The organism is Amorphoplanes friuliensis DSM 7358 (assembly GCF_000494755.1).
In the GTDB taxonomy this organism is placed as follows: Bacteria; Actinomycetota; Actinomycetes; order Mycobacteriales; family Micromonosporaceae; genus Actinoplanes; species Actinoplanes friuliensis.
The window spans coordinates 6,192,146-6,214,872 of the sequence record NC_022657.1 but is presented as its reverse complement, the minus strand read 5'-3'; the positions used below and the strand labels follow the sequence as shown (position 1 = coordinate 6,214,872).

Below are 22,727 nucleotides of genomic sequence, written 5' to 3'. Positions count from 1 at the left end.
GCGGTGAGGTCACTCGGTCAGTGCGTCGGTGAGGGTCCGGGCGAGCCACTGCTCGTACTGGTCGGGTGTCCAGCCACGGTCGGTGATCAGCAGGTCGTACAGCTCGGGCGAGATCAGGGCCCAGACGATGTCGCGGGCTTGTTCGGGTGACAGGCCGGCGCGCAGGCCTCCGGTGTCGGCGAGGTGGCCGACTATCCCGGTCACGCCGATCAGGCGTTCCCGGTTGACGGTCTCGCGGAAATCGGCGAGGTCGGGATCGCCGCTGCGGGAGCCGGCCAGCAGCTTCGACACCAGCGGGCCGGTCCGATCACCGAGCACTCGGGCGACGGTGGCGTAACGGGCCAGCTTCTCCCGCGGCGTGGTCGCCGCCAGGATCGCCTGGATCTCAGGACGGTCGACCATGGGTACGGGTTCGTCGTCCCCGGCCAGCGTCACATCGTAGGTCTCCTTGAGGAGCGCGGCCTTGGTGCGGAACGTCTTCTGGACCGTCTCGGCCGACACGGCCGCGTGCACCGCAACCTCGCGCATGGTGACCGACGTGGGTCCGCGCGCCACGATCAGCTCACGTGCGGCGTCGAGGATCCGGCGCCGGGTCAGGCGGGCCTGCTCGGCGCGCCGGGTGTTGTCGTAGGTGCGACCATTCATTTGACTACCAGTCATCGGTATTGAATACTACTCGCCTGTATCCAAGCAGGGGGTCCGCGTGGCGATCGAGGATATCGAAACCTCCGTTCGAGCTATGAAGATCATGGCTTCGGGCGAACTGACCGAGCTGCACGAGGTAATCCATCCCGACGCGGTCAACCGTGAGGCCACAGCAGAGCCACCCGACTGCCGGGTCCAGGGTCCGGCCGCGTTCGCCGCGACCGCGCGCTGGTTGCGGTCGGCCTTCGCCGAGCTGGCCTTCGACATCCACGAGACCGCGGCGTCCGACGACCTGGTTGTCGTGCACTGCACGATGTCCGGACGCCAGGTGGGCCCGTTCGTCACCTACGACGAGCACGGCCGCGTCGCCCAGGCGTTCCCCGCGACCGGACGTCAGATGGCCGTGACGCACACCCACTGGACCCGGATGCGCGATGGTCTGGTCTTCGAACACTGGGCCAACCGCGACGACATGTCCCAGGCCCTTCAGCTGCGCTGGGTGCCACCGACGCCGCTCTACCTGTGCCGGATGGCCCTCGCCAAGCGGCAAGCCTCGCGCCGGCAATAACGATCCGGTGCGCTCTCACGGAAGTGCTGGTGAATCTGGTGGGGGTTCCGGTGGCGAAGCGGGGTCCTCAGCCGGTCGCCCGGCTCGGCGTCGGCTCACGACGGTCGCCGTGCCCGTGGCCACCGCGGCCCAGGCGAGCAGGATCGCCGGCATCAAGAGCGCGGTCGGGCCGGCGTCGGCGACCGTCGCGACCGCCATCGAGTGGCTCGACGGCGGCGCGACGACTCCCACCGTGAAGATGAGCGTGACGGGCTGGCAAAGAATCGCCGCGACGACGGCGAGCAGCGCGCCCCGGCGAACCAGCCGTGTGATCGCTGCCCCGATGAGAGTCCACAGCGGGAAGCACGCCAGGCTCGCCAGGAGGCACCAGCGCACCGCGGGATCGGACAGCATCGTCGGGTCGGGTGCCACACTCGGGTACCCGTTGGCGCGCATGGGGCGTATGCCGGCGGCGATCGCCACCGCACCGGTGCCGAGACCGAGCACCGCACCGGTCGCGGCCGCCCGGAGGACCGTCGCAGGGCGGTACGCCCCCGAGCGGGCGACCCACCAGACGCCGAGGAGTGCCGCGACAAGTTGCCCGAACCAGTGCCCGGCCGTGTAGACATGCGCCGCCAGGTCACGGTGGTACTCCAGCCGTTCCGGGTCTGACTGCGGGTCGTAGTAGGCGAAGTACTCGCCGATCGCGACACTCAGCGGCGTGGCCAGCGCGGTCCACACGAGCAACCCGCCGACGACGGCCGCAGCAGCCCATCGACGCATGTCAACCATGATGCGGCATAAAGGCAGAAGGCCGGGCGGAGGTGTCGCCGCTATCGTTGAGCGGTGATCGGCAACCTTGAGACGTTCCAGGACGAGCTGGCCGCCAGCGGGTTTCCGCCGCTGGTCAACAAGCTGGCCGGGGCCGGCTTCCGGGGGCGGATCACCACCCGTGACCTCGGGCCGCTGCGGCTGGTCTCCCTCGAAACGCCCGAGAGCGACTGTGCCGGGTGGGAGCGTGACGCCTCCGACGGCGAGAACATGGCGATCAAGGTGATGATCCGGGGCCGCACGCGGATCGAGCAGGGGCGCGGCGACGCCGACCTCGGGCCGGCCGACCTGGTGCTGCTCGATCCCACGCGGACGTTCCGGTTCGAGAGCACCGCCTCGGCGCACGTCACCATCCTGGTTCCGCGCCGGGAGCTTCGAATCCGGCCCGCGCAGATCGACCGGCTCGTCGGCCGGCGCATCGACGGCAGCCACGGACCCGGCGCTCTCGTCTCCGTGCTGGCTCGCGAATCAGCGCGGTCGGCGACCGAGTTCCGTGAGGCGGAGGCGCTGCGGTCGGCAGCGGCCGTCATCGAGCTGATCACGGTTGCGCTGGAGGCCCGGCTGGGCGACGAACAACCCGCCCCGGACGAGTGGCTGCGGAACCGGATCGCCGGGTACATCGAGGCCCGGCTGGCCGATCCTGATCTGTCCCCGCTGGGCATCGCCGCCGCCCATCACATGTCCGTACGCCGGCTGCACAAGCTGTTCGAGGACCAGCCGCTCACCGTCGCGGCCCTGATCCGGCGCCGCCGCCTGGAGCGCTGCCGGGCCGAGCTGACCGCGGGCGGACGTACGGTCACCGCCGTGGCCGCCCGGTGGGGATTCCCCGATCCCACCCATTTCAGCAAGCTCTTCAAGACGACGTACGGCTACAACGCCCGTGCACTGGTGACCAACAACCGTGCGCGGACGACCAGGACGCGCACGGCCGGACCGGAACAGGATGGTGGTGACCAAGGCACGCGATAACGATGGGAGAAGTCGTGGCGAAGGTAAACATCGTCCGCCCCGGTGAGGGCGAGATCCTCGGCAGCGGAGCGCAGCAGATCCGCATCCTGGAGAACGGCGAGCACACCGACCACCGGCTGGGGTTCGCCGAGGTCACCATTCCGCCGGGCACCCCGAGCCCGTTGCAGCACCGCCATGCCCAGCACGACGAGGGCTTCTACGTGCTGGCGGGGACGTTCCGGTTCACCGTCGGCGAGGACCAGTACGACGCCGGGCCGGGCACCTGGGTCATCGTCCCGACCGGGGCGCCGCACACGTTCGCCAACGTCGGCGACGAGAACGCGGTCATGCTGAACACCTTCACACCGGACCTGTACGTGCAGTATTTCCGCGACTTCAAGGCCATGATCGATTCGGGGCAGCCGGTCAACGCCGAAACCATGAAACCGCTCTGGAAGAACTACGCCACCGAGATCTCCAGCGAATACGCCTCGTGAAGCGCCTTCAGTACGACCGCTACGGCGGCCCGGAGGTGATGCGGCTCGCCGAGTTCGAGCCACCACGCCCGGGCCCGGGTGAGGTGCTCGTCCGCGTCCGGGCGGCGGCCTCCAACGCGCTGGACTGGAAGATGCGCAACGGCGAGATGAAGCTGCTGACCGGTCGCTCTTTTCCCCGGGCGATGGGGCACGACTTCGCCGGAGTCGTCGAGGCGGTCGGCGCCGGCGTCACCCGCTTGCAGGCCGGCGACGCCGTGCTCGGCGGGGCTCGTTTCCGGCAGGCGGGGGCGTTCGCCGAAATGGTGACGGTCCCGGAGAGCGCGGTCGTCCTCAAACCGGTGGACCTCTCGTACGAGCAGGCCGCCGCGCTGCCGACCGTGGGCGTGACCGCCTACCAGGCCACGGCCGGCATCCGTCCCGGGCAGGCGGTCTTTGTCAACGGGTGCCTGGGCGGGGTGGGCCGGGCCGCCGTCCACTTTGCCCGGGCGCGGGGCGCCTCGGTCGCCGGAAGCTGCCGCGACACTACGACTGACGAGGCCCGCGAGCTCGGCGTCGACCCGGTCGTGGGTTTCGGTTTTGCCCCGGCCGCCCTCGCCGAACGGTTCGATCTCGTCTTCGACACGCCCGGCATGCTTCCCTTGGCCACGGCCCGGACGCTGCTGAAGCCCGGCGGAGCCATCATCGACATCGTCCCGACCCCGGCCAAAATGATCCGGAGCGTCCTGCCCGGACCGTTCCGGACGATGACGGGCCGGCCGGTGACCGCCGACCTGGAGGAGGTCGCCCGGACCCTGCGCCTGCCCATCGCCCGTACGGTCGGGTTGGCCGAGGCGATCCCCGCCCTGACCGAGCTGGAACGCGATCAGCGCCCGAAGGGCGGCAAACTGGTCATCACCATGGCCGGAGCCTGAACCGGGCCGGGCAACCGCCGGCCGGACACAGCACGAGCGAGACACACCACGTACGGGCGGCGGCGATGAGTATGGTCGTTCGGAGGCCGTGACGGGTCCACGGCGCACTGGTGCCTCGATCCGACCGGCGCGGGTGAAGGGACAGTTGTGCAACTGGTCGCGGGCGAACCGACGGAGTACCTGGTCGGTGACATGGTCGTCGAGGTGGACCATCCGGCAGTGCGGGCGTTGTCCGGTGAACTGCGCGCGGCGCATCCGGATGACGTCGACTTCACACGGGCCGCCTTCGAATGGGTTCGTGACCGGATCCGGCATTCCGTGGACGCCCAGGATCCGCGGATCACCGTCACCGCCGGCGAGGTGCTCAGCGCCGGTGTCGGCCTCTGCTATGCCAAGTCACACCTGCTGGTGGCGGTGGTCCGGGCCGCCGGTGTTCCGGCTGGGTTGTGCTACCAGCAGCTGAACGACGGGGGAGAACCCTTCCTGCACGGCCTCGTCGCCGTGTACCTCGAGGGCCGGTGGCATCGCCAGGATCCGCGCGGCAACCGCACCGGGATCGACGCCCAGTTCCGGCTCGGGCAGGAGCAGCTGGCCTACCCGATCACCGAGGGATCAGCCGGCCGCGATCTTGCCGAGGTGCACGTGCAGCCCTCGCCCAATGTGATCACAGCCCTGCGCGGTGCTCAGGACGCTCTCGAGCTGTGCCGTACCGGGCTACCCGCTACGCCCTGAGCCCGGGACAGTGGGTGCCGGCCGTAGGCGGCAGAATCGGTCGCCGCTCGTCGGGCGAGGTGAGCGGTGACGATCGCTTCCGCGGCCGAGCAGCACAAATCCTTCGAGACCCAGGGCGGCCTCACTGTCCAGCCAGCCGATCATCGCTGCGCCGAGCCGCCGGTCGAGGGACGGTTCCCCCACCCGTCGTCGTGCCGGGCCTGGTGCAAGGGCCGGCGGCCACTCCACCCGTGTCGCTCCAGGTCGGGCACCTTCTGCAACTCGCTGACCGGGCCCAGGCAGAGCCACGCCACCGGCCGGACGCCGGCCGGGATGCCGAGCAGACCCTGCAGGAAATCCTCACGGTAGAAGGAGACCCACCCCACGCCCATCCGTTCAGCGGTGGCCGCCAGCCAGAGGTTCTCGATCGCCAGACACACCGAGTAAAGACCGGCGTCGGCGATCGCGTGCCGGCCCAGCACCGCGGGACCACCGCGCTGCTGGTCGTACGTGACCACGATCGACAGCGTCGACTCCAGCACCCCGTCGATCTTGATTCTGGCGAACCGGGCGGCCGCCTCAGCGTCCAACGTGGCCGCGAACACCTCGCGCTCGCTGCGCACATGATCGTGGAACGCCTCCCGCAGTGCACGATCCCGCACGACGATGAAATCCCACGGCTGGGACAACCCGACGCTGGGCGCGGCGTGCGCGGCGCTCAGAATCCGATCGAGGACGGCATCCGGCACCGGCGCGCCGGTGAACTCGCCGCGCACGTCCCGCCGGCGGTGGATGATCTCGTACAGGTCATGCTTCACAGCCAGGCTCCCGCAGCTCATACCCCGGACACGCGTCTCCGGACTTCCGGATCATCACCTCACCGCGGCGCAAGACTTCATACCGGCCCGCACGCTACCCGTGGGCGCCACTCAGCGCCCGCGCGGCGGGGCGGAGTACGTGCGCGACGGCACCGCCACTGAATGCCTTTGTGGCGACCGTTGTCAGGTCCATCGGATCGAGGAAGATCCGTTCGCCCTCTCCGAGGATCACCGGATGCACGAGGAGCCGTATCTCGTCGATGAGACCGGTTCGACAGAGTGACCGTACGAAGCCGGCGCCGCCGTGGGCCAGCAGGTAGTCGGGAGCACGGTCCTTCTTGAGGGTCGCGATGCCCTCGGCCAGCTCGCCGGAGATGAAGTGGGTGTCGCCCCATTCCGAGGCCGTCATCGTCTCGGAGAAGACCACCTTCGGGGTGTCGTTCATCGGTGCTGCGAAGTCGCTGGTGTCGTGTGGCCAGTGGGCGGCCATGGCCCGGTAGGTCACCGAGCCCATCACATGTGCACCGGCGCCGCGCAGGGTCTCGACGGTCCATGCGGTGGCGTCCGGGGTGTAACTGGGAAAGATCCAATCGTTGCTGCCGTCCGGGCGAGCGACGTATCCGTCCAGCGATATGGACATCTTCAGGACGAGCTCGGTCATCGCGGTGGTCCTTTCCGGAACGTTGCCAGGTGTTCTGCTTGACGTTGGTACGACGCGGTCAGGCCGGGTGATGCGCCGGCTTGTGCGTGGGCGTTACGTGCCGCCACCGACGAGTGGACCGTCCGGCATCGCACGAGGGTGTCGTCGCCGACGGGTTCGAAGGTGAACGTGTCGGTCGCCTCGTTGTCCGGTCGTCCCTCGTAGACAAAGGTCTTGACAAGCCGGTGTGGGCGTTCGATGGCGAGGTAGGTGCCGTGGAACCCGAACTCCTCGCCGTCGGGTGCCCGCTGGACGAGCCGGTAGCGGCCACCGACGCGCAGGTCGATGTCGCAGGTCGTCAGGATGAGGTGGCGAGGGCCCCACCAGTGACGCAGGTGCTCCGGTTCGGTGTAGAGCCGGAAGACGAGGTCGGGTGGCGCTTTCACGAGCCGCCGGAACGCGATGACGGGTTCGTCGGGAGGCATCTCGATGTGGAGTTCACTCACTTCGCATCCTCGTCGCCGAGTGATTCGACGTACGAGTCGAGGCGGGTGAAGCTGTCTTCCCAGAACTCGCGGTAGGTGCCGAGCCAGTCGACGACGTCTTTGAGGCGGCTCGGCTCGAGGCGGCACAGATGGTGCTTCGATCGGCGGTGGCGCGACACGAGGCCGGCCGATTCGAGCACTTTCAAGTGTTTGGAGATGGCGGGCTGGCTGATGGGGAACGGCTCGGCCAGCTCCAGCACCCCGGCCTCGCCCGTGCGCAGCCGGGCGAGGATGGCACGACGTGTCGGGTCTGCAAGGGCAGCGAAAGCACTGTCGAGTTCCGTGTCGCTGAGACTTCGCATAACCAGAAGGTTATGCGACGGGACAGTAGCCGTCAACGGAAGTCACTGGGCCTCCGCGGTCACCAGGCGTCGCCGCACCGCTGTGATCGTGACGATCAGGGCTGCGAGCAGCGCAAAACCTCCGAGACCCAGGGCGGTCCTGCTGCCCAGCCAGCCGGCACCGTCAGCGTCGGTCGTTGCGGCGATCCAGGCGGCGAGGTTGTCGACGCGGGCGCCGAAATCGGAGCCGGGGTGCGGACAGCCCGGCCCGGTGCTGACCACGGCGACCAGCGCGGGACCACCCTCTGCCCGCTGCTCGAAGTAGGGACCGCCCGAGTCGTGCAGGCACGGGCTGGTCCACTCGCTCGGTGACCGGCCGGAGGCTGCCACCGTGGAGTCGCCGATGCGGTCGACGGTAAACTGGCCGGTCTGCAGCCGTCGGGTCGCCGCGGCGGTGGTGTCGTCGGTCAGGCCGTACCCGGTCAGTCTGATCACCGAGCCCACGGCGGGCGGCCCGGATTCGATCGGCAGCGGGACGATGTCGGTGACAGCGGTCTTGATCCTGGCCAGGGCGACGTCGGCGGTCGACGACTGTTCGACCTCGACGACCTCGACCTCGTGACCGTCCCGGCCGTTCAGGTCGGTCCGTCCGATAGTGGCGGTGGTCCGGGCCGCCACCGGTCGGCTCACCCGCCGGCCGTCGCGGTCCCGGAAGCAGTGCCCCGCGGTGATCACCCATTCGGGTGCGACGAGGGCGCCGGAACACCAGCTGTCGCGGGTGCCGTGATCGGCGGTGGGTAGCCCGGTCATGGTCAGCCGGACCGAGAACCGGTACGCGCCGTCGGGCGCGTTCGTGCCGTGGGCGATCGCGTACGCCGGATGCGCGCTCAGCAGCGTGAACGCCAGGGCGGCGAGCGCCGGAAAGCTTCGTACCGTGGTCCGCAAGGTGACACCGCCCGTACGATCGGGGACTGGGAGTGATCAGCGTGCGCGGGCGGCCGTCAGGGGTGCGTCAGCGCCGGACTTATGAATCTTTTATCTGCGTCGTGCGAGCCTGGCAGCTGATCCGACGACCGGAGGAACACGGCTGTGCGAGTGCTGGTGGCTGAGGACGAGCGCGTCCTGGCCGACATGGTCGCCAAAGGGCTGCGCCGGCTGTCGATGGCCGTCGACGTCGTCTACGACGGCGAGAGTGCCCTGGAGAAGCTCGGCATCAACCGCTACGACGTGGCCGTCCTCGACCGTGACATGCCCGGCCGGACCGGCGACGAGGTGTGCCGGCACATCGCGGGCTCCGGCTCCGGTACGCGGGTGCTGATGCTGACCGCGGCCGCCGGCATCCGCGAACGTGTCGAGGGCCTCGGGCTCGGCGCCGACGACTACCTGACCAAGCCGTTCGCGTTCGCGGAGCTCGTTGCCCGGCTGCAGGCCCTGTCCCGCCGGTCCGTGGCGGCGCTCCCACCGGTGCTGGAACAGGACGGCATTGTGCTGGACGTGACCCGGCACACCGCCTCGCGCGACGGTCTGGCCCTGTCCCTGTCGCCGAAGGAGTACGCCGTCCTGCACGTCCTCCTGCGCGCCGAAGGCCGGGTGGTCAGCGCGGAAGACCTGCTCGAACAGGCCTGGGACGAGAACACCGACCCCTTCACCAACACCGTACGCACGACGGTCATGACGTTGCGCCGCAAGCTGGGCGACCCGCCCGTCCTGCACACCGTGGCCCGCATCGGCTACCGGCTCGGAGAATGAGGGCCCCCTCGCCGGCGCGGCGGATCCTGGTGCTCTGCGTGATCGTCCTCGTCGGCGCGCAGTTCGTGCCGGACGCGGCGGAGTTCCTGCGCGAGCTGTGGCGGGAGTTCGGCCCGTCCTGGTGCGCGGTGCCCGACCTGCGGGCGCCCGGCACCGACACCTCCTTCGTCTGCGCGCAGGTCTTCCGGCGGCCCAGCCTGGTGACGATCGGCACGCGCGGGCTCATCCTGCTGATCTTCCTGGCCGCGTGCCTGCCGCTGGTCCGGTGGTGCCTGCGGCCGCTGCGGGAGCTGACCCCGGTGATCGCCAACGTCGGCCCTCAGAACCTCGGCCACCGTCTGCGCCCCGGCCCCGGCGGTGACGAGCTGGCCGTGCTCGGCCGCACCATCGACGAGATGATGGACCGCATCGCGGTGGGTTACGAGGCCCAGCGCCGGTTCGCCGCCGACGCCGCCCACGAGTTGCGGACACCCCTGGCGGTGCAGCGCATCCTGATCGAGGTCGGCATGGCCGGCACCCTCACCGAGGACCAGCTCACCCTGCTCACCGCGCAACTGCTGGAGACCAACGAACGCAACGAGCGGCTCATCGAAGGCCTGCTCGTGCTCAGCGAGAGCGACCGTGGTCTGCTGTCGCGAACGCCGCTGCGGCTCGACCTCATCACGGCGGAGGTCCTCGACGCCCACCGCTCGCTGGCCGCTGCGGCCGGCATCACGATCACCAGCGCGCTGCTGCCGCGGGTGGTCATGGGCGAGCAGGCGCTGCTCGAACGCCTGGTCACCAACCTCGTGCAGAACGCCGTGAAGTACAACCGCCCGGACGGCACACTGGACGTCCGGGTCGGCGACGACCCGGCTCTGATCGTCGAGAACACCGGCGACGAGGTCCCGGCCGACAAGATCTCCGGCCTCTTCGAACCGTTCCGCCGCCTGTCCGGCACCCGCATCGACCACAGCGGCGGCGCGGGCCTGGGCCTGGCCATCGCCCGCTCGATCACCCGCGCCCACGACGGCATCATCGCGGCCTCCCCCCACGGCAAGGACGGCCTGCACGTCCAGGTCTCCTTCCCCGCCCCGGACGAGGCGGCCGGCCCGGCCACCCGGTCCTGAACCCGGGTCTGCGTCACGCCGGCGGCTGCGGGCCGACCATCGCCGACAAGCGCGGGTAAGCCCAAGCTTTGTTCAGAACCTCGGCCCTGATCGCGGTGGAGTTCGCCAGGAGGTGCTCGCAGTATTGTGCCCACGCGCTCTCCGGCCTCGCCGTGCTGACGGCCGACAGGTTGTACAGGCCGATGTTGAGCACGTCGCAGTACATGGCGGCGACCATCTCCACCTTGCCCGCATCAGCATCCTCCAACGGCAGACGGCTGCGTTCGGGCGCAAAATGTGGGATGAGGCTCGGATCCTCGACGAGGTAGTGCTGAACCTCCCGAAGGCTGGTGAGGGCCTCCTGGAGCGTGGCCACTCCGTCCCTCGTGGCCTGATGGCCGACCTGCGTGGCCAGCACGCGCGCCTGCCAACCGGCGAACAGCAGAGATCCGATGATGCCGAGCGCTCCGAGGAGCGAAAGCAAAGCAGCCATACCGTTCTCCGCTGTGCTGAAGGGATTTCTTCCAAGCTAGGCAGATCGAGCAAGGCGTTGTCGAGGGACGGTGGGGCAAGTTTTGGCCGCTCGGCAATACATCGAAGAACAACTATGTAAAACTGACCTTCCGCCGTCGTCGGACGTGTGGTTCGGACAGGAGAGCTGATGCTCACACGGGTCAGGGCGCTGGTTGCCGGAGCCGCAGTGGTTGTGGTGGCGGCCGGGGCGGTGGTGGCAGGGACGGTGCAGGCTTCCGCGGCCGCGGGGTCGACAGTGGTCGGTGTCGCCTCGGGGCGGTGCCTGGATGTTGTCGGTAACCGGGCGGAACCGCAGACCGGCATCAATATCTACGACTGCAACGGACAGGCCAATCAGGCCTGGCAGTTAACCGCCGCCGGTGAGCTGCGGGTCTTCGACGGCGCCCTGTGTCTCGACGTGGTCGGGCAGGACACCAGCGCGCCGGCCGCCGTGCAGACCTACGCCTGCACCGGCGGGGCCAACCAGCGCTGGCGGGTCGGCACCGACGGGACCGTTGTCGGGGTTCAGTCCGGGCTGTGCCTGGACGTGACCGGTGGCGCGACGGCCAACAGCACCCCTGTGGGCTTGTGGACGTGCAACGGGCAGAGCCACCAGAAGTGGACGACGGCGCTGGGCAGTGCCGACACCACCGCGCCGACGGTGCCGGGGAACGCGCGGGTCAGCGACCTGGTCTGCGATTCGGTGACCTTCGCCTGGGACGCGTCGACCGACGCGGTCGGGGTGGCGTTCTACGACGTCTATCACGACGGTCAGCTGATGAAGTCGGTGAGCGGCACGACGCTGTCCACCAGCCTGACAGTCGTCGGTGGTGTCACCTGGGGCCTGTACGTCAACGCCCGCGACGCCGCCGGCAACGTCTCGCAAGCGAGCCGGACCGTGCCGATCACCCCGCCGCAGTGCCAGGAGGACACCCAGCCGCCGAGTGCACCGGCCCGGCTGACCGGTGCGGTGAGCGGCACGACCGTCACGCTGAACTGGGACGCTTCCAGCGACAACATCGGTGTGCGGGCCTACGACATCTACCGCGGCGGCGCCAAGATCGGCGCGGTCACCGGCACGGCGTCCGCGCCTCCGGCCACCGGGTTCATCGACAGCGGCCTTTCGGGCACCGTCCGGTACGAATACTTCGTGGTGGCCCGTGACGCCCAGGCGAACGTCTCCGCCCGCAGCAACACGGTGGCGGTGACAACCGGGTCGAGCTGCACCAACCCGGTGTGCGAGGTGAGGCAGGTCGGCGCCGACACCGACATCCCGTGGGGTCTGGTCACCCTGCCCGACGGCTCGATCCTCTACAACCGCCGCGACGCGCACGACATCGTCCGCCTCGACCCGGCCACCGGGGCCAGGTCGACGGTCGGGACCGTGCCCGACGTGCAGAGCACCGACGGCGAGGGCGGCCTGACGGGTCTGGCGATCTCGGCGTCGTTCGCGAGTGATCGCTGGCTCTACATCATGCACACCTCGGCGACCGACAACCGCATCGTACGGATCAAAATGGTCGATGATCGCCTGGACCTCGCCAGCAAGCAGGTCCTGGTCAGCGGCATCCTGCGCAACAAGTTCCACGACGGCGGCCGGTTGCGTTTCGGCCCCGACGGCAAGCTGTACGCGAGCACGGGCGACGCGCAGAACGGTGACAACGCGCAGAACAGGGCGAGCCTCAACGGCAAGGTGCTGCGGCTGAACCCCGACGGGAGTGTTCCGTCCGACAACCCGTTCGGCAACTACGTGTGGAGTTACGGCCACCGCAATCCGCAAGGGCTGGCCTTCGACTCGCAGGGGCGGCTCTGGGAGCAGGAGTTCGGCAACGCGATCATGGACGAGACCAACCTGATCACCAAGGGCGGCAACTACGGCTGGCCCGCGTGTGAGGGCACCTCGGGCACGTGCAACACGGCCGGTTTCCTGGCTCCGAAGAGGACCTACCCGACCTCGGACGGTTCGTGTGCGGGCATCGCCGTGGTGCGCGACGTGCTCTACATCGCCTGTGAGCGGGGTGAGCGCATGTACCGCGCGGTCATCAGCGGGACCGAGCTGACCGGCGTGCAGGCGTACTTCACCGGGATCTACGGGCGGCTGCGCACCGTGGAACCGGCCCCGGACGGTGGGCTGTGGCTGACCACCAGCAACGGCGGCGACAAGGACAGCATCCCGAACAACACCGACGCCAAGATCCTGCACGTCACCCTGAACGGCTGAAGCACTCGAAGGGCATCCCCATGCTGCGCTGCGCTCTGGCCTCGCTGCTGTCGGCGGCGGTTGTGGTCGTCACTCCCGCACCCGCGTCCGCGGCGACTACCTGGACGGTCACCGGCCCGTCCACCGGTTCGCCGACCGCGGCCCAGGTGACCCTGAACGACAACGGCACCCTGTCGTTCGGGGTGTCGAGCCAGGGCCGTGCCGTGCTGTCACCCTCGGCCATCGGCATCGAGACCAGCACCGCCGATCTGACCCGCAACCTCACCTTCACGGGCCGGTCCGACCGTACGGTCACCGAGGCGTACACGATGACCACCGGCAAGCAGCGCAGCCGCTCGACGGTCTACAGCGAGACCACACTGTCGTTCACCGGCACCGGCGGGGCCCGGCTGGACGTCGTGGTGCGGGCCTCCGACACAGGGGCCGCCTACCGGTACGTGCTGCCCGGCAGCGGATCGGTCACGGTACGCCGCGAGGCGACGTCGTGGACCGTGCCGGCGTCCTCGAACGCCTGGCTGCTCCCGGCCCACCCGGAGGACCAGGGTTACCCGGTGCAGACGACCGCCGGAGCCGCGGCGAGCGGCACCTTCCGGGTGCCGGCACTGTTCGAGTCCGGCGGGGCCTTCGCGCTGGTCGCCGAGACGAACCTCGACGGGCGGTACGCCGCGGCCAGCCTGACCCACTCGTCCGGGTCGGGCACGTACGGCACCGTGCTGGACGGGGCGATCACCACGACGCTGCCGCTGGCGACGCCGTGGCGTACCGCGGCGGTCGGCAGTCTCGCCTCGGTCACGCAGTCGACGCTGGTCGACGACCTCTCCGCGCCGTCACGGATCGCGAACCCGTCCTGGGTGCGGCCCGACACCGTGGCCTGGTCCTGGCTGACCGAGCACGCCAGCCCGTCCAGCGAGAGCCGGCAACGGCAGTACATCGACTTCGCCGCCCGCAACGGCTGGGGGTACGTGCTCATCGACGAGGGCTGGCAGGAGAGCTGGGCCCCCGGCGTGATCGCCTACGCGAAGTCGCGCGGTGTGCAGGTGATCCTGTGGTTCAACTCCAGCGGTCTGTGGACCGCGGCGCAACGCGAGACCTGGTTGCCGCGGATCAAGAGCTGGGGTGCGGCCGGCATCAAGGTCGACTTCAGCTACGAGTTCACCCAGCCGACCCTGCAGTGGTACGACGCGATCCTGGCCCGGACCGCCGAGCTGCAAATCATGATCAACTTTCACGGCTCGGCCACACCGCGCGGCATGCAGCGCACCTGGCCGCACGTGCTGACGGCCGAAGCGGTCCACGGCGCCGAGCAGTACCTGCGCGCGGCGAAGAACACGATCCTGCCGTTCAACCGCAACGTCATCGCGAGCATGGACTACACCCCGGTCATCTTCAGCCCGTTCAACCGCGACACCACCCCGGCGCACGAGCTCGCCACCGCGATCGTCTTCGAGTCCGGGTGGCAGCACCTCGGTGACAACCCGGAGAGCTACGAGTCGCGGCCCGAGGCGCTGCGCATCCTCAACCAGCTGCCGACCACCTGGGACGAGAGCAGGCTGCTCGGCGGCCGGCCCGGCCAGGACGCGTACTTCGCCCGCCGTAACGCCGGCCGGTGGTACCTCGGCGGCATCTCCGCCCAGTCCGCCCGGACCTACGCGACCCCGCTGAGTTTCCTGGGCAGCGGTCAGTGGCTGCTGGAGACCGTCCGTGACGGATCGAACTCCTCTCTGGTACGCGAGACCAGCGTCGTCACCAGCACCTCCACCCTGTCCGTGGCGATGCTGGAACGCGGCGGCTTCGCCTCGGTCGCCTGCCCGTACACGGCCGGTCTGACCACCTGCGGGACGCCGATCAGTGTCCTGCGCGGTCAGGCCTCCGGACGCTGCGTCGACGTGCCGTTCAGCACCGAGGTCAACCGCACCCGGGTCGAGCTGTTCGACTGCCACGGCAGCGCGAACCAGACCTGGACGGCGACGGCCGCGCGGGAGTTGAAGGTCTACGGCACCAAATGCCTGGACGTCGACGGCGGCGGCACGGCGGACGGGACGCCGGTGACCATCTTCGACTGCACCGGCGGCACCAATCAGCAGTGGAACGTCACCACCGACGGCGCCGTGGTGAGCGTGGCCTCCGGCAAGTGCCTGGACGCGGTCGGCGCCGCGACGGCCAACGGCACCCAGCTGCAGATCTGGCCCTGCACCGGCGGCGGCAACCAGCGGTGGTCGCGCTCCTGACACCTCCGGGATCCGATCGGTCAATCGGCGGCACAGGTCAGCCACACCTGCAATGATCGGGAGGGGGACAGGGAGGCACGGGGTTGCTCTACCGCAGCGAGCGGACTCGCGTGCTGCGGGTGGCAGGCGCGAACGGCCGGACCGTCGTCCGCAAGGAGTACGCCGGAGCCGACGCGGTGATCCGCGCCCGGCGTGAGGCCGACGTGCTCGATCGTCTCGCGGGCACCCCGGGTGTGGTGCAGCGGGCCGGCCCCGCCGAGCCCGGCGTGCTGCTGCTCCAGGACTGCGGCGACACCACTCTGGCCTCCGCGGTCCGGGCACCCGGACTGCACGAGCTGGGGCGGCGCCTGGCCGAGGTCGTGGCCTCGGTCCACGCGGCCGGCGTGGTCCACAAGGACATCAACCCGGCCAACGTGATGCTCGTGGACGGCGCACCGGTCCTGATCGACTTCGAGCTGGCCACCACCGCGGCCGAGGAACGACCCGGCTTCACCCACGAGAGCATGATCGCCGGCACGCTGGCCTACCTCGCGCCGGAGCAGACCGGGCGGACCGGCCGGGCGGTCGACCACCGCAGTGACCTCTACGCGCTGGGTGCGACCCTTTACGAGCTGGCCACCGGGCAGCCGCCGTTCGGCCGCCACGACCCGCTGCGCCTGATCCACGATCACCTGGCCCGGGTTCCCGAGCCGGCCGCCGCGATCGAACCGGCGACACCACCGGCGCTCTCCGCCGTCATCGCCCGGCTGCTGGAGAAGGAACCGGACCGGCGTTACCAGAGCGCCGAAGGTCTCGCGTACGACCTCGCGCGGGCCGGCGGCGACCTGATCACGCTGGGGGAGAGGGACTTCGCCGCCCGCCTGGCGCCGCCGTCGCGGCTGGTCGGACGGGACAGCGAGTGCGACCGTCTGCGCGAGATCTTCGCGCAGGCCGCCTGCGGTGGCAGTGGGGCCGTGCTGGTCTCCGGCCCACCCGGTGTGGGCAAGAGCAGCCTCATCGACGAGCTGCGACCGCCCGTGACCGCAGCCGGCGGCTGGCTGATCAGCGGCAAGTTCGACCAGTACCGTGCGGACGCCCGCAACGCTGTCACGCAGGCGCTGCAGGGCCTGGGCCGGTTGCTGCTGGCCGAGCCTGAGGAGTCGCTCGCCGAGCTGCGCGACCGCCTGAGAAGCCGCACGGGCGCGGACGCCTCACAGCTCGTCGCGATGGTTCCCGAGTTCGGGGCGCTGCTCGGTGTGGAGGCGGCGGCACCGCCGGACGACCGCGCCGAGGGCCAGGCCCGGTTGTTCGCGGCCGGGCTCGGGGCGTTGCGGGCCGTCGTCTCGGCCGAACGACCGGTCGTCATGATCATCGACGACCTCCAGTGGGCCGCTGCCACCCCGGTCGCCTTTGTCGAGAAGCTCGTCGAGGAGCGTGTGCCCGGGCTGCTCGTCGTCGGGGCGTACCGGGAGGCTGATCTTGATCCGGCCCATCCTTTCGCGCGGCTGCTCGACCGGTGGTCCCGGGGGCCGGACGGGCCGGCGACGCTGAGGCTGGCTAACCTGCCGCCCGGCGACATCGCGGCCCTGCTCGCCGAGATGCTGCGACTCCCGGCGGACCGGGCCGCGCAGCTGGCGGACGCGGTCGGCGCGCACACCGCCGGCAACCCGTTCGACACGGTCGAGTTCGTCAACGCGCTGCGCCGCGACGGTCTGCTGGTCGCCGAGGACGGCGGGTGGAACTGGGACGCCGCGGCTGTGCGTACCTATGTGGGTGACGGTGACGTCGTGCACCTGCTGGCGGCCCGGATCGCGCGGTTGCCCCGTCCGGCACGGCAGCTGGTCAAGGTGATGGCCTGTCTCGGCGCCGAGGTCGAGCTCCCGGTGCTGCTCACCGCGTACCCGGTGCCTGACGAATGGCTCGGAGGCCGTCTGGAACCGGCCCTGCGGGACGGGCTGATCACGACCGACGACGCCGTGGTGCGGTTCCGGCACGACCGCGTGCAGCAGGCCGCGCACGACAGCCTCGGGACGACCGGGCGCCGGCTCCTGCACCTCGTGCTCGCCCGCCGGCTGCGGGCGGCGGGGGAGAGCTCACTCGCGGCGCAGCAGTATCTGGCCGCGTACCCGGTGGTCCAGGACCGGGACGAACGGCTGGAGGTCGCCCGGTTGCTGGCCACGACGGCGGCCGGGCTCAAGGTCGTCAACCAGGTGACGGCGGAGCGCTATCTCGCGGGCGCGCTCGCCCTGGCCGGCGACGATGATCAGGAGCTGCGGTCGGCCGTGCTGATCGACCGGCACCGGACACTGTGCGACCTCGGGCGGCTCGCCGAGGCCGACGGGCTCTACCGCGAGATCGTGCAGCGCCCGGACCCGCTCGACCTCGCCACGGCGACACCCGCGCAGATCACCGGCCTCACCGTACGCGGACGCCCGCGCGAGGCCGTCGACCTGGGCCTGGCCGTGCTGCGCCTGCTCGGCCTCGACGTCCCGGCCCCGGAGACGATCGAGGCCGAGGTGGACCGTGGCCTCGAAGAACTCCGCGACTGGGCAGCAGGCGCCGACAGGCGATCGGACGCCGCCCGCGCCGAGCTCAGCGACCCGCACATGATCGCGGCCGCGGCGATCATCCTGAGGATGATGCCCCCGTCGTTCTTCGGCGCCCAGACGACGATGAGCTGGCTGGTGGTCACCGCGCAGCGCGTCTGGCACGACCACGGCCCGAGTCCGCAGCTCATCGGCTCACTCGGGCACGCCGGCATCGCGGCGATCGTGGCCCGGTCGGATTACCGGACCGGCTACGAGACGCTGCGGCACGTCACTGCGGTCGGCGAGGCCCGTGGCTGGGCGCCGGAGACCGCGGTGGGCCGGTTCCTCGCCTCGGTCAGCACCACCCACTGGTTCGAGCCGGTCGAGAACGCCGTCAGCCTCGCCCGCCAGGCCCGCGAGGAGCTCCTGCGCTCCGGTGACCTGCAGTTCGCGGTGGCCACCTTCCACACCTCGGTGCCGTCGTCGATCGACTGCGCACCCGACCTCGTGTCCTACGCCGCCGAGGTCACGGCGGGCGTCGCGCTGGCCGCCCGCAGCGGCAACGAGCAGGCGGCGGCCACGACCTACCAGTTCCGTCACCTGGTCAGCGTCCTGCAGGGCCAACCGGTGTCTCCGGGCTTCGACGCGACCGCCTACGAGCGGGGCAGGAGCACCAATCCCATGGCGGTGGCGTACGAGCACACCACCCGGGCCCTGGCCGCGGCGATCTTCGGCGACCGCTCCGGCCTGCGCGAACACTCGGCGGCCGCGGCCGGCCTGAGCACCTACATCGGAGCGAGCTACTCCACCTCCACCGTGCACCTGCTGCTCGCCCTGGCCGACGGCCCCGAGCAGCACCGCCGTACCGCCCGCGACTGGCTTGCCGCACGGGCCGCGGACGCGCCGGACAACTTCCGCCACCTGGTCCACTTCGCCGACGCCGAGCTGGCCTGGACCGCCGGTGACCACCACGCCGCGTTGCGGGCCTTCGACGCCGCGCTGAACGACCTGGGCAACCGCTGCCGTCCCTGGCACCGCGCACTGATCACCGAGCGCGCCGCCCTGCTGCACCTGCAGGAGGGCCGGGAATTCCACGGCCGCCGCCTGCTCGCCGACGCCCACGACCTCTACGGCACCTGGGGCGCCACCGCCAAACTGCGGGCTCTCGAGCGTGCCCACCCGTTCCTGCGGACCGTCACCCCGTCGCGGACCAGCGTGAACGTCGGCCACACCACCACGCTGGCGGCGCAGGACGTGGACCTGATGGCGATCCTGACCGCGTCCCGGGCGCTCAGCTCCGAGACCCGGCTCGATCGTCTGCGCGACCGCGTCACCGACATCCTCGGTACGCTCACCGGCGCCAGCCACATCCGCATGCTCGTGCGCGAAGGCACCGAATGGGTCCTGCCGGCCGAGACGTCACTGCCGCTGACCGCCGTCCGGTACGTACAGCGCACCCGCGAGCCGTTGCTGGTCGCCGATGCCGCCCGGGACGACCGCTTCGCCCGTGACCCGTACCTGGCGGGCCTGGAATTCTGTTCTCTGCTGGTCATCCCGGTGCTGATCCAGGGCACACCGCTGGCGATCCTCGTCCTGGAGAACAGGCTGGCCCGGGCCGCCTTCACCGCCGACCGCCTCGACGCCGTCCTGCTGATCGCCGGCCAGCTCGCCGTCTCGATCGAGAACGCGCGGGTCTACGCCTCGCTGGAAGCCACCGTCGCCGAACGCACCGAGGAACTGCACCGCGCCAACGAGCAACTCCAGATCCTGAGCAGCACCGACGCCCTCACCGGCCTGGCGAACCGCCGCCAGCTCGACACCCGCCTGGCCACTGCCTGGCACGACGGCGCCGAACGCCACGAACCGCTGTCCATTGCCATGATCGACGTGGACCACTTCAAGCTCTACAACGACCGCTACGGCCACCCGGCCGGCGACGCCTGCCTGCGCCGGGTCGCCGCGGCCCTCACCGGCGTGATCCGCACCAGCGACCTGGTCGCCCGCTACGGCGGCGAGGAGTTCGCCCTGATCCTCCCGGGCGCCGACCCCGCCACAGCCCTGGCCATCGCCGAACGCGCCCGCTCAGCGGTCCTCGCCCTCACCGAACCCCACGCCGCCGCCCCCGCCGGCCTGGTCACGGTCAGCATCGGCGTCGCCAGCATCGTCCCCGGCCCGGACAGCGGCCCGCAGCTCCTGGTCGACTCCGCGGACGCCGAGCTCTACCAGGCCAAACAACACGGCCGCAACCGAGTCATGTCCGATGCGTTGTAGGGTTCCGCCGTGGACGAGTTCGATCGCAGGCTCGATCCGTACCGGCCCGAGTTGCTGGCCCACTGCTACCGGATGCTCGGCTCGGTCCACGACGCGGAGGACCTGGTCCAGGAGACCTGCCTGCGGGCCTGGCGCGCGAAGGACCAGTACGACGAGAGTCGCAGCTCCCTGCGGACCTGGCTGTACCGCATCGCGACCAACGCCTGCCTGACCGCGCTCAAGGGCCGCAGCAGCCGTCCCCTGCCCTCCGGCCTGGTGACCGAGAGCGACCCGCGCCGGCCGTTCGTGCACGGCGGGGAGATCACCTGGCTCCAGCCGCTTCCCGACTCGTCGTTGCGCCGGGTCGAGCCGGAGACCGCCACGATCGACCGGGGAAGTCTCCGGCTCGCCTTCGTCGCCGCCGTGCAGCACCTGTCCGCGCGGCAGCGTGCGGTGCTGATCCTGCGTGAGGTCCTCGACTTCTCCGCGCTCGAGGCGGCAGAGATCCTCAGCACCACGACCGCCTCGGTCAACAGCTCCCTCCAGCGGGCCCGCGCCAGGCTCAAAGAGGTGGGAATCTCGGAGGAACAGGTCGCCGAGCCCTCCGAAGCCGAACAGCGCGCCTGGATCGACAAATACCTGAAAGCCTTCGAGAACGCCGACGTCGAAGGCCTCAAACAGCTGCTCACCGACGACGTCATCATGGAGATGCCCCCGATGGTCAACTGGTTCACCGGGCGCGAGAACTACGGCGTGTTCATGGACTGGGTCTTCGCCGCGAACGGCACCCAGTGGCGCTTCCTGCCGGTCGGCGCCAACGGGCAACCGGCGTTCGCCGCCTACAACCTCGGCCCGAGCGGCACGTACGAGCTGCACACCCTGCAGGTCCTCACGGTCACGAGGAACGGCATCAGCCGCACCTCGGTCTTCCGCGACGCCGAGGTGTTCGCCTCCTTCGAGCTCCCCGCCGTCCATCCTTTTCCCGGGGCGCGATGAGTTCCGGCCCCACCGCCGGTATGTACTCGCGAGCTCGCCGGAACACCCGGCAGCCGGACGCGAGGGAGAACACAATGTCGGACCAGGCCGCCATCCAGGCCGTACTGAACGACTCCTACCAGGCGTGGGAGGCCGGCGACGCCGACGGCATGGTCGCCGATTACACCGAGGACGCGACCGCCGTCATGCCCGGCTCGCTCCGCACCGGCCGCGACATGATCCGCGACAACATGGCCCAGGCCTTCGAAGGGCCCCTCAAAGGCAGCTCGACCTGGAACAAGCAGCTCAGCTTCCGCCTCGTCGGCCGGGACGCCGCCATCGTCATCAGCGAATCCGGCATCCTCTTCCCCGGCGAGACCGAAGTCCCGGACGCCCGCAAGGTCCACGCAACCTGGCTCTTCGAGAAGCGTGACGGCCGGTGGCTGATCGCCGCCTACCACAACAGCCCCGCTCAGCCCCTGGAGTAGCCACACACGTCGTGAACCCAGTAGTCCAGGTATCGCTCGACGGCGGCCCGGTCGGCGGGATCGAGCGCCAGCCACTCCTGCGCTGCGCGCCGCATCTCGTCCCGGGCCTGCCGCCCCTCCTCCGGCTTCAACTCCACCCGGTCGGTCAGCGCGCCCCAGATCAGCTGCATGTTGACAGCCAGATGGCCCTCAGCCCGCGCGGAACAGCCCCAAAGCTCATAACCCACCTCGTACGGATCCGGGGCGGTCAGGACCTGCTTCACCAGCGCAGTAACCGTCACCAGATGCTCCGCGTCCACGCCATCCCAGGTTCGCCCGCTCACCACCGGGACCCTCCCACGCAGCGAAGCCCGGCGCCAGTTAGAGACTTTGCCCCTCACGACTGTGATCCCAGGAGACCCATTTTGCGCGCCAAGATCACGTGGCGAAGTGACGAAGACGGCCACCTCGTCACCTGCGAGGAAGAGTTCCGGCACGCTCTTGCGGAGGCGGAGCAGGATGCGGCCCGCCTTCCGTTGATCGCCGACATCACTGTCGGCGATGGCGACTGCCTCTCCATCGGATTGGGCCGTGCGATCTCGGTGTTGAGTTATGTCCGTGCATCCAAGGAGCCGCCGTACCTCATCAGCCAAGGGTCCGCACGGGTGCAGGACAGCGAAGGCGTGGTGTTCCACTACTACGGGCACTGGTCGGAGTTTCCTCCGTCCGCCGCGGTGCGGGTGAAGGATGCCGTCGAAGCAGTCCGGCACTTCTGCGAGCACGGCGAGTTGTCCTCGCTTCTGACCTGGGTCGAGGTATGAGGCTGCTCTCGACGCCATGAACCTGCCGTCGTGCTCGAGCGGCCATGATTATATTGCCGGTGGACATCGATCGGCTGGACCTGCGCTGGACCTTGAGTGAGACCGGGTGGGCCTGGCTCACCTGGAGCGCCGACGACGTCGTGATGAAGGTGCGCACGTCCTACATCGACCACGGGTTGCAAAGCCTCATGCGGGCAGCAGCCGACCTGCGCCGAGGATCGAACGCGACGATCGCCTGGGTGTCCGACGAACCCTCAGCGCACGTCTTCCTGTTCAGAAACGCCGCCGAATATGTCGGCGTCGATATCGTCGTATTGGCCTCCGAGACCGCGGAGGACCCGTGGAAAGCCGCGGAACGCCGTTGGTCGGGACGGATCCGTGTCGAGGTGCTGACTCAGGCCGTGCTGCGGATGGCTCAAGCCGTGTGGGACGAGCACGGCGCCGCCGGCTACCAGCAGCTGTGGGACGGCATGGCGTTCCCGGAGAAGGAACTGCTCATCCTGCGAGGCGAACGTCCCTGACCCCGCAGCCGCT

General features: G+C 70.0%; 23 protein-coding genes. 14 read left to right on the top strand and 9 right to left on the bottom strand.

Annotated elements, in window-relative coordinates:
• Positions 1–9: 9 nt before the first annotated feature.
• On the bottom strand, positions 10–645 hold the full coding sequence (locus AFR_RS28690) for a TetR/AcrR family transcriptional regulator (RefSeq protein ID WP_023560311.1): 636 nt from the start codon (positions 643–645) through the stop codon (positions 10–12).
• Between the two features lie 94 nt (positions 646–739).
• On the opposite strand from AFR_RS28690, the gene AFR_RS28685 reads away from it, so the two are divergent.
• Positions 740–1,213 (top strand): ester cyclase, encoded by a 474-nt coding sequence (locus AFR_RS28685; RefSeq protein WP_023560310.1) that lies wholly within the window; start codon positions 740–742, stop codon positions 1,211–1,213.
• A gap of 15 nt (positions 1,214–1,228) precedes the next feature.
• On the opposite strand, the gene AFR_RS46300 is transcribed toward AFR_RS28685, so the two are convergent.
• Positions 1,229–1,975, bottom strand: a complete 747-nt coding sequence (locus tag AFR_RS46300) for a hypothetical protein (RefSeq protein ID WP_148308083.1) — start codon at positions 1,973–1,975, stop codon at positions 1,229–1,231.
• Positions 1,976–2,038: 63 nt separating this feature from the next.
• Between AFR_RS46300 and AFR_RS28675 the strand changes: the two genes are divergently transcribed.
• From AFR_RS28675 to AFR_RS28660, 4 genes are all read left to right on the top strand, one after another.
• On the top strand, positions 2,039–2,992 hold the full coding sequence (locus AFR_RS28675; protein WP_023560308.1) for an AraC-like ligand-binding domain-containing protein: 954 nt from the start codon (positions 2,039–2,041) through the stop codon (positions 2,990–2,992).
• 14 nt (positions 2,993–3,006) lie between these two features.
• Positions 3,007–3,468, top strand: coding sequence for a cupin domain-containing protein (locus tag AFR_RS28670; protein ID WP_023560307.1), 462 nt, complete (start codon positions 3,007–3,009; stop codon positions 3,466–3,468).
• Positions 3,465–4,379, top strand: a complete 915-nt coding sequence (locus AFR_RS28665) for an NADP-dependent oxidoreductase (RefSeq protein ID WP_023560306.1) — start codon at positions 3,465–3,467, stop codon at positions 4,377–4,379. The genes AFR_RS28670 and AFR_RS28665 overlap by 4 nt, the downstream gene beginning before the upstream one ends.
• A gap of 147 nt (positions 4,380–4,526) precedes the next feature.
• Positions 4,527–5,111, top strand: coding sequence for a transglutaminase-like domain-containing protein (locus AFR_RS28660; RefSeq protein WP_023560305.1), 585 nt, complete (start codon positions 4,527–4,529; stop codon positions 5,109–5,111).
• Between the two features lie 140 nt (positions 5,112–5,251).
• Here the strand turns inward: AFR_RS28660 and bluB are convergent, their stop codons facing one another.
• From bluB to AFR_RS28635, 5 genes are all read right to left on the bottom strand, one after another.
• The gene (gene bluB / locus AFR_RS28655; protein ID WP_023560304.1) at positions 5,252–5,908 is read right to left on the bottom strand and encodes a 5,6-dimethylbenzimidazole synthase; all 657 of its coding nucleotides are present in this window, start codon (positions 5,906–5,908) and stop codon (positions 5,252–5,254) included.
• A gap of 94 nt (positions 5,909–6,002) precedes the next feature.
• Complete coding sequence (locus tag AFR_RS28650; RefSeq protein ID WP_023560303.1) at positions 6,003–6,569, bottom strand: dihydrofolate reductase family protein; 567 nt, start codon at positions 6,567–6,569, stop codon at positions 6,003–6,005.
• Positions 6,566–7,054: an SRPBCC domain-containing protein gene (locus AFR_RS28645; protein WP_023560302.1), complete on the bottom strand. Its 489-nt coding sequence runs from the start codon at positions 7,052–7,054 to the stop codon at positions 6,566–6,568. Before AFR_RS28645 ends, AFR_RS28650 begins: the two co-directional genes overlap by 4 nt.
• Positions 7,051–7,395: an ArsR/SmtB family transcription factor gene (locus tag AFR_RS28640; RefSeq protein ID WP_023560301.1), complete on the bottom strand. Its 345-nt coding sequence runs from the start codon at positions 7,393–7,395 to the stop codon at positions 7,051–7,053. Before AFR_RS28640 ends, AFR_RS28645 begins: the two co-directional genes overlap by 4 nt.
• A gap of 42 nt (positions 7,396–7,437) precedes the next feature.
• The gene (locus tag AFR_RS28635) at positions 7,438–8,319 is read right to left on the bottom strand and encodes a S1 family peptidase (protein ID WP_023560300.1); all 882 of its coding nucleotides are present in this window, start codon (positions 8,317–8,319) and stop codon (positions 7,438–7,440) included.
• A gap of 144 nt (positions 8,320–8,463) precedes the next feature.
• Between AFR_RS28635 and AFR_RS28630 the strand changes: the two genes are divergently transcribed.
• Together AFR_RS28630 and AFR_RS28625 are read left to right on the top strand one after the other, a co-directional pair.
• Positions 8,464–9,123 carry a response regulator transcription factor gene (locus AFR_RS28630; RefSeq protein WP_023560299.1) on the top strand — a complete coding sequence of 220 codons (660 nt, stop codon included), beginning with the start codon at positions 8,464–8,466 and terminating at the stop codon, positions 9,121–9,123.
• On the top strand, positions 9,120–10,232 hold the full coding sequence (locus tag AFR_RS28625) for a HAMP domain-containing sensor histidine kinase (RefSeq protein WP_041841210.1): 1,113 nt from the start codon (positions 9,120–9,122) through the stop codon (positions 10,230–10,232). Before AFR_RS28630 ends, AFR_RS28625 begins: the two co-directional genes overlap by 4 nt.
• Positions 10,233–10,245: 13 nt before the next feature.
• Here AFR_RS28625 and AFR_RS28620 read toward each other — a convergent pair whose 3' ends face one another.
• Positions 10,246–10,704, bottom strand: a complete 459-nt coding sequence (locus AFR_RS28620) for a hypothetical protein (RefSeq protein WP_023560297.1) — start codon at positions 10,702–10,704, stop codon at positions 10,246–10,248.
• 168 nt (positions 10,705–10,872) lie between these two features.
• Here AFR_RS28620 and AFR_RS28615 point away from each other — a divergent pair, with 168 nt between their 5' ends.
• The 5 genes from AFR_RS28615 (at position 10,873) to AFR_RS28595 (ending at position 21,393) form a co-directional block, all read left to right on the top strand.
• Positions 10,873–12,945 (top strand): PQQ-dependent sugar dehydrogenase, encoded by a 2,073-nt coding sequence (locus AFR_RS28615; protein ID WP_023560296.1) that lies wholly within the window; start codon positions 10,873–10,875, stop codon positions 12,943–12,945.
• Positions 12,946–12,965: 20 nt separating this feature from the next.
• Positions 12,966–15,173 carry a glycoside hydrolase family 97 protein gene (locus AFR_RS28610; RefSeq protein ID WP_023560295.1) on the top strand — a complete coding sequence of 736 codons (2,208 nt, stop codon included), beginning with the start codon at positions 12,966–12,968 and terminating at the stop codon, positions 15,171–15,173.
• 83 nt (positions 15,174–15,256) lie between these two features.
• On the top strand, positions 15,257–19,951 hold the full coding sequence (locus AFR_RS28605; protein ID WP_023560294.1) for a diguanylate cyclase: 4,695 nt from the start codon (positions 15,257–15,259) through the stop codon (positions 19,949–19,951).
• A 9-nt stretch (positions 19,952–19,960) separates the two neighbouring features.
• Positions 19,961–20,926 (top strand): sigma-70 family RNA polymerase sigma factor, encoded by a 966-nt coding sequence (locus tag AFR_RS28600; protein WP_023560293.1) that lies wholly within the window; start codon positions 19,961–19,963, stop codon positions 20,924–20,926.
• Between the two features lie 74 nt (positions 20,927–21,000).
• Positions 21,001–21,393, top strand: a complete 393-nt coding sequence (locus AFR_RS28595; RefSeq protein WP_023560292.1) for an SgcJ/EcaC family oxidoreductase — start codon at positions 21,001–21,003, stop codon at positions 21,391–21,393.
• Here the strand turns inward: AFR_RS28595 and AFR_RS28590 are convergent.
• A complete protein-coding gene (locus tag AFR_RS28590; RefSeq protein ID WP_041842846.1) occupies positions 21,378–21,716 on the bottom strand; it encodes a hypothetical protein in 339 nt (112 codons plus the stop codon). The two genes, AFR_RS28595 and AFR_RS28590, sit on opposite strands and share 16 nt — an antisense overlap.
• Positions 21,717–21,797: 81 nt before the next feature.
• Here AFR_RS28590 and AFR_RS28585 point away from each other — a divergent pair, with 81 nt between their 5' ends.
• Both AFR_RS28585 and AFR_RS28580 read left to right on the top strand, forming a co-directional pair.
• Entirely contained in the window at positions 21,798–22,193 is a 396-nt protein-coding gene (locus AFR_RS28585; RefSeq protein ID WP_023560290.1) for an Imm1 family immunity protein, read from the top strand.
• Between the two features lie 59 nt (positions 22,194–22,252).
• Entirely contained in the window at positions 22,253–22,714 is a 462-nt protein-coding gene (locus tag AFR_RS28580; RefSeq protein WP_023560289.1) for a hypothetical protein, read from the top strand.
• Positions 22,715–22,727: the final 13 nt, after the last annotated feature.

Bases quoted from the DNA above. Each gene is read 5' to 3' on its own strand.
- AFR_RS28650 (WP_023560303.1), bottom strand. From the start codon at position 6,569: ATGACCGAGCTCGTCCTGAAGATGTCCATATCGCTGGACGGATACGTC.
- AFR_RS46300 (WP_148308083.1), bottom strand. From the start codon at position 1,975: ATGCGTCGATGGGCTGCTGCGGCCGTCGTCGGCGGGTTGCTCGTGTGG.
- AFR_RS28620 (WP_023560297.1), bottom strand. From the start codon at position 10,704: ATGGCTGCTTTGCTTTCGCTCCTCGGAGCGCTCGGCATCATCGGATCT.
- AFR_RS28615 (WP_023560296.1), top strand. From the start codon at position 10,873: ATGCTCACACGGGTCAGGGCGCTGGTTGCCGGAGCCGCAGTGGTTGTG.
- AFR_RS28685 (WP_023560310.1), top strand. From the start codon at position 740: ATGAAGATCATGGCTTCGGGCGAACTGACCGAGCTGCACGAGGTAATC.
- AFR_RS28595 (WP_023560292.1), top strand. From the start codon at position 21,001: ATGTCGGACCAGGCCGCCATCCAGGCCGTACTGAACGACTCCTACCAG.
- AFR_RS28690 (WP_023560311.1), bottom strand. From the start codon at position 645: ATGAATGGTCGCACCTACGACAACACCCGGCGCGCCGAGCAGGCCCGC.
- AFR_RS28640 (WP_023560301.1), bottom strand. From the start codon at position 7,395: ATGCGAAGTCTCAGCGACACGGAACTCGACAGTGCTTTCGCTGCCCTT.
- AFR_RS28610 (WP_023560295.1), top strand. From the start codon at position 12,966: ATGCTGCGCTGCGCTCTGGCCTCGCTGCTGTCGGCGGCGGTTGTGGTC.
- AFR_RS28625 (WP_041841210.1), top strand. From the start codon at position 9,120: ATGAGGGCCCCCTCGCCGGCGCGGCGGATCCTGGTGCTCTGCGTGATC.